This is a genomic window from Burkholderia sp. HMSC10F09 (assembly GCF_001806955.1).
Taxonomy (GTDB): domain Bacteria; phylum Pseudomonadota; class Gammaproteobacteria; order Burkholderiales; family Burkholderiaceae; genus Burkholderia; species Burkholderia multivorans.
In genome coordinates this window covers 1-5772 of record NZ_KV786573.1, presented here as the reverse complement: position 1 = coordinate 5772, position 5772 = coordinate 1, and the positions used below count along the sequence as shown (strand labels likewise).

The following is a 5772-nucleotide window of genomic DNA, read 5'->3' as shown; positions in this document are numbered from 1 at the left end:
CGGCGGCTCGCGCAGGCGCTCGCCGACGCGGACGCGCTGACGCTGCCCGACGCGCGCGCGCTGCATCCGAAGGCGGCCGCGACGCTCGACGACTGGGCGGCGCGCGGCTGGGTCGACGTGCAGGAGATCGGCTGGTCGGACGCGGCTGTGGGCAATTCTGTGCCCAACGGTGTGGATAACCTGTCGACAACCGGTGGAAGAACTGTGCCGCCGGCGCTGACCGACCAGCAGGCGGAAGCGCTCGACGCGATCCGCGCGGCGCGGGGTTTCGCGCCGTTCCTGCTGCACGGCGTGACCGGCAGCGGCAAGACCGAGGTTTATCTGCACGCGCTCGCGTCGCTGCTCGACACGCGCCCCGATGCGCAGGCGCTCGTGCTCGTCCCCGAAATCAACCTCACCCCGCAGTTCGAGGCCGCGTTCCGCGCGCGCTTCGCGGGCACGCTCGCCGACGACGCGATCGTCACGCTCCACAGCGGCCTGGCCGAAGGCGAACGCGCGCGCAACTGGCTCGCCGCGCATACGGGCCGCGCGCGCATCGTGCTCGGCACGCGGCTCGCGGTGCTCGCGTCGCTGCCGACGCTCGCGCTGATCGTCGTCGACGAGGAACACGAACCGGCGTACAAGCAGCAGGAAGGGTTGCGCTATTCGGCGCGCGATCTCGCGGTTTGGCGCGCGAAGCATCTCGACATTCCGGTCGTGCTCGGCTCGGCGACGCCTTCGCTCGAGAGCTGGTGGCAGGCCGAGCAGGGACGCTACACGCGGCTCACGCTGTCGCGTCGCGCGGTGGCCGATGCGGTGCTGCCGACGGTGCGGCTGATCGACCTCGAAGAGGAGCGGCGGCGCGGGCGCGCATCGACGGGCGGCCTGTCCGGGCCGCTGATCGCCGCGCTGAAGACGCGGCTCGAGCGCGGCGAGCAGAGCCTCGTGTTCCTGAACCGGCGCGGCTACGCGCCGCAGCTCGCCTGCGACGCGTGCGGCTGGGTCGCGGGATGCCCGCGCTGCAGCGCCTATGTCGTGCTGCACAAACCCGAGCATGCGCTGCGCTGCCATCACTGCGGCTGGGAAGCGCGCATTCCGCGCTCGTGCCCCGAATGCGGCAACGTCGACATCGCGCCGCTCGGGCGCGGCACGCAGCGTATCGAGGAGACGCTCGCCGAAGCCGTGCCGGGCGCGCGCGTGCTGCGCATCGACGCGGACAGCACGCGCCGCAAGGGCAGCGCCCAGGCGCTGTTTTCCGACGTGCACGCGGGCGAAGTCGACATCCTGGTCGGCACGCAGATGATCGCAAAGGGGCACGATTTCCAGCGCGTGTCGCTCGTCGGCGTGCTCAACGCCGATACCGCGCTGTTCTCGCACGACTTCCGCGCGAGCGAGCGGCTGTTCGCGCAGCTGATGCAGGTGAGCGGCCGCGCCGGGCGCGCGGGGCTGCCGGGCGAGGTGCTCGTGCAGACGCGCTACCCGCGTCACGCGCTCTATCACGCGCTCGCGCGGCAGGATTACGTCGGCTTCGCGAACTCGACGCTCGGCGAGCGTCGCGACGCCCATTTGCCGCCGTTCGTCTATCAGGCGCTGCTGCGCGCGGAAGCGCGCACGCTCGATGCCGCGCTCGCGTTTCTGCAGCAGGCCGCGGCCGCGCTGCCCGGGCTGCCGGGCGCCGATCGCGTGACCGTCTACGATGCGGTGCCGATGACGATCGTCAAGGTCGCGAACGTCCATCGTGCGCAGCTGCTGCTCGAAAGCGCGTCGCGTGCGGCGCTCCAGCATGCGCTCCGCGCATGGCAGCCGGAACTGCGCGCGCTGAAGGGCGTGCTGCGGTGGAGCGTCGAGGTCGATCCGCTCGACATCTGACGCGCCGCAGCGGCGCGCGCTTGCTCCCGGCGCCGCTTCTTCCTTACACCCGCCGCGGCCACGCGGCCATCCCAGTGCAACCCGTTTTCGTCGCCCGTCCGTGCACGCCGGACGGCGCGGCCGTGCGCGAATGCGTCCGATCAGGGAAAACACCGATTCGCCGACCACGGGCAACCCCTAGGTTGCGACCGGATAAGTGTCTGATTATATTGATTAAACCGATGGTGCAACCCGTCTTGAAATTCGGTTGCACCTTTTTATTGCGTGCCGTAGGATTTCGCGCATCCTCTCACACCACATTGCCGGCCTTGCGCCGGCGCATGAACCCACCATGGCAAGCACGACCCTCGGCGTCAAAGTCGACGACCTTCTCCGCTCACGTCTGAAAGATGCGGCGACGCGTCTCGAACGCACGCCTCACTGGCTCATCAAGCAGGCGATCTTCGCGTATCTGGAGCGGATCGAGCACGGCCAGCTGCCGCCCGAGCTGTCGGGCCACAGCGGCGTCGCGGATCTTGCCGACGGGCACGCGACGGACGGCGAGGACGACAACTCGCCGCACCCGTTCCTCGAGTTCGCGCAGAACGTGCAGCCGCAGTCGGTGCTGCGCGCGGCGATCACGGCCGCGTATCGCCGGCCCGAGCCGGAGTGCGTGCCGTTCCTGATCGGCCAGGCGCGTCTGCCCGCGAATCTGCAGGCCGACGTGCAGTCGCTCGCGACCAGGCTCGTCGAGGCGCTGCGCGAGAAGAGCTCGGGCGGCGGCGTCGAAGGGCTGATCCACGAGTTCTCGCTGTCGAGCCAGGAAGGCGTCGCGCTGATGTGCCTCGCCGAAGCGCTGCTGCGCATCCCGGATCGCGCGACGCGCGACGCGCTGATCCGCGACAAGATCAGCAAGGGCGACTGGCGCTCGCACGTCGGCCATGCGCCGTCGCTGTTCGTGAACGCGGCGACGTGGGGGCTGATGATCACCGGCAAGCTGGTGACGACGAACAGCGAAGCGGGGCTGTCGTCCGCGCTCACGCGCCTGATCGGCCGCGGCGGCGAGCCGCTGATCCGCAAGGGCGTCGACATGGCGATGCGCCTGATGGGCGAGCAGTTCGTCACCGGCGAGACGATTTCCGAAGCGCTCGCGAACAGCCGCAAGTACGAAGCGCGCGGCTTCCGCTACTCGTACGACATGCTCGGCGAAGCGGCGACGACCGAAGAGGATGCGCAGCGCTACTACGCGTCGTACGAGCAGGCGATCCACGCGATCGGCAAGGCGGCCGGCGGCCGCGGCATCTACGAAGGGCCGGGCATCTCGATCAAGCTGTCCGCGCTGCATCCGCGCTATTCGCGTTCGCAGCAGGAACGCACGATGACCGAGCTGCTGCCGCGCGTGCGCGCGCTTGCGCTGCTCGCGCGCCGCTACGACATCGGCCTGAACATCGACGCGGAAGAGGCCGATCGTCTCGAACTGTCGCTCGACCTGCTCGAGGCGCTGTGCTTCGATCCCGATCTCGCGGGCTGGAACGGAATCGGTTTCGTCGTGCAGGGCTACCAGAAGCGCTGCCCGTTCGTGATCGACTATCTGATCGACCTCGCGCGCCGCAGCCGTCATCGTCTGATGATCCGGCTCGTGAAGGGCGCGTACTGGGATACCGAAATCAAGCGCGCGCAGGTCGACGGGCTCGAGGGCTATCCGGTCTACACGCGCAAGATCTACACGGACGTGTCGTATCTGGCGTGCGCGAAGAAGCTGCTCGCGGCGCCCGATGCCGTGTATCCGCAGTTCGCGACGCACAACGCGTACACGCTGGCCGCGATCTATCACCTGGCCGGCCAGAACTACTACCCGGGCCAGTACGAATTCCAGTGCCTGCACGGCATGGGCGAGCCGCTGTACGAGGAAGTCACGGGCCGCGACAAGCTGAACCGTCCGTGCCGCGTGTACGCGCCGGTCGGCACGCACGAGACGCTGCTCGCCTATCTCGTGCGCCGCCTGCTCGAAAACGGCGCGAACACGTCGTTCGTGAACCGCATCGCCGACAAATCCGTCTCGGTGAAGGAACTGGTCGCCGATCCGGTCGACGAGGCATCGAAGGTCGTGCCGCTCGGCGCGCCGCATCCGAAGATTCCGCTGCCGCGCAACCTGTACGGCGACGAGCGTCCCAACTCGATGGGCCTCGATCTGTCGAACGAGCATCGTCTCGCGTCGCTGTCGTCCGCGCTGCTCGCGAGCGCGCATCATCCGTGGCGCGCGGCGCCGATGCTTGCCGACGACGCGCTCGCCGACGCGCCGGCGCGCGACGTACGCAATCCGGCCGACCAGCGCGACATCGTCGGCACGGTCAGCGAAGCGACGGCCGAGCACGTGAGCGCGGCGCTCGCGCATGCGGTCACGGCCGCGCCGATCTGGCAGGCGACGCCGGTCGATGCACGCGCCGACTGCCTCGTGCGCGCGGCCGATCTGCTCGAGGCGCAGATGCACACGCTGATGGGCCTGATCGTGCGCGAAGCCGGCAAGTCGCTGCCGAACGCGATCGCGGAAATCCGCGAAGCGGTCGACTTCCTGCGCTACTACGCGGCGCAGATCCGCGGCGAATTCTCGAACGATACGCATCGTCCGCTCGGCCCGGTCGTCTGCATCAGCCCGTGGAACTTCCCGCTCGCGATCTTCATGGGCCAGGTCGCCGCCGCGCTCGCGGCCGGCAACACGGTGCTCGCGAAGCCTGCGGAGCAGACGCCGCTGATCGCCGCGCAGGCCGTGCGCCTGCTGCGCGAGGCCGGCGTGCCGGCCGGCGCGGTGCAGCTGCTGCCGGGCGACGGCGAGACGGTCGGCGCGGCGCTCGTCGCCGATCCGCGCACGCGCGCGGTGATGTTCACGGGCTCGACCGAGGTTGCGCGCCTGATCAACAAGACGCTGTCCACGCGCCTCGACCCGGACGGCAAGCCGATTCCGCTGATCGCGGAGACGGGCGGCCAGAACGCGATGATCGTCGACTCGTCGGCGCTCGCGGAACAGGTCGTCGCGGACGTGATGCAGTCGTCGTTCGACTCGGCCGGTCAACGGTGTTCGGCGCTGCGCGTTCTGTGTCTGCAGGACGACGTCGCCGATCGCACGCTGACGATGCTCAAGGGCGCGATGCAGGAACTGTCGCTCGGCAACCCGGACCGTCTGTCGACCGACGTCGGCCCGGTGATCGACGCGGACGCGAAGCGCACGATCGACGCACATATCGCGACGATGAAGGACAAGGGCCATGCGGTCACGCAGCTCGCGATGCCGGAAGCGTGCGCGCACGGCACGTTCGTGCCGCCGACGCTGATCGAGATCGGCAGCATCGACGAACTGAAGCGCGAAGTGTTCGGCCCCGTGCTGCACGTCGTGCGCTATCGCCGCAGCCAGCTCGACAAGCTGCTCGAGCAGATCCGCGCGACGGGCTACGGCCTCACGCTCGGGATCCATACGCGGATCGACGAGACGATCGCGCACGTGATCTCGCGCGCGCACGTCGGCAACATCTACGTGAACCGCAACGTGATCGGCGCGGTGGTCGGCGTGCAGCCGTTCGGCGGCGAAGGGCTGTCCGGTACCGGGCCGAAGGCCGGCGGGGCGCTGTATCTGCAGCGTCTGCTCGCGACGCGTCCGTCGGGCCTGCCGCGTTCGCTCGCGCAGTCGCTCGTCGCGGACGGCGCGGTGGAAGGCGGCGAGCGTGCGCACCCGGCGGCGGCGCTCACGGCGCTGCGCGACTGGCTGATCGAGCAGCGCGAGCCGGCGCTGGCCGCGCGCTGCGACGGCTACCTCGCGCAGGTGCCGGCCGGCGCGACCGCCGTGCTGACGGGGCCGACGGGCGAGCGAAACACGTATACACTCGGCCCGCGCGGCACGGTGCTGTGCGTCGCAGCGACGCCGTCCGGCGCACGCGCGCAGCTCGCGGCGGT

General features: G+C 69.8%; 2 protein-coding genes. Both read left to right on the top strand.

Annotation, left to right across the window (positions count from 1 at the left end; genetic code table 11):
• Positions 1-1848, top strand: a 1848-nt coding sequence (locus tag HMPREF3115_RS05170) for a primosomal protein N' (protein ID WP_070553608.1), incomplete at its 5' end; no start/stop codon positions are given.
• Between the two features lie 331 nt (positions 1849-2179).
• The coding region (gene putA, locus HMPREF3115_RS05165; RefSeq protein ID WP_070553603.1) for a trifunctional transcriptional regulator/proline dehydrogenase/L-glutamate gamma-semialdehyde dehydrogenase at positions 2180-5772 on the top strand (3593 nt) is incomplete at its 3' end.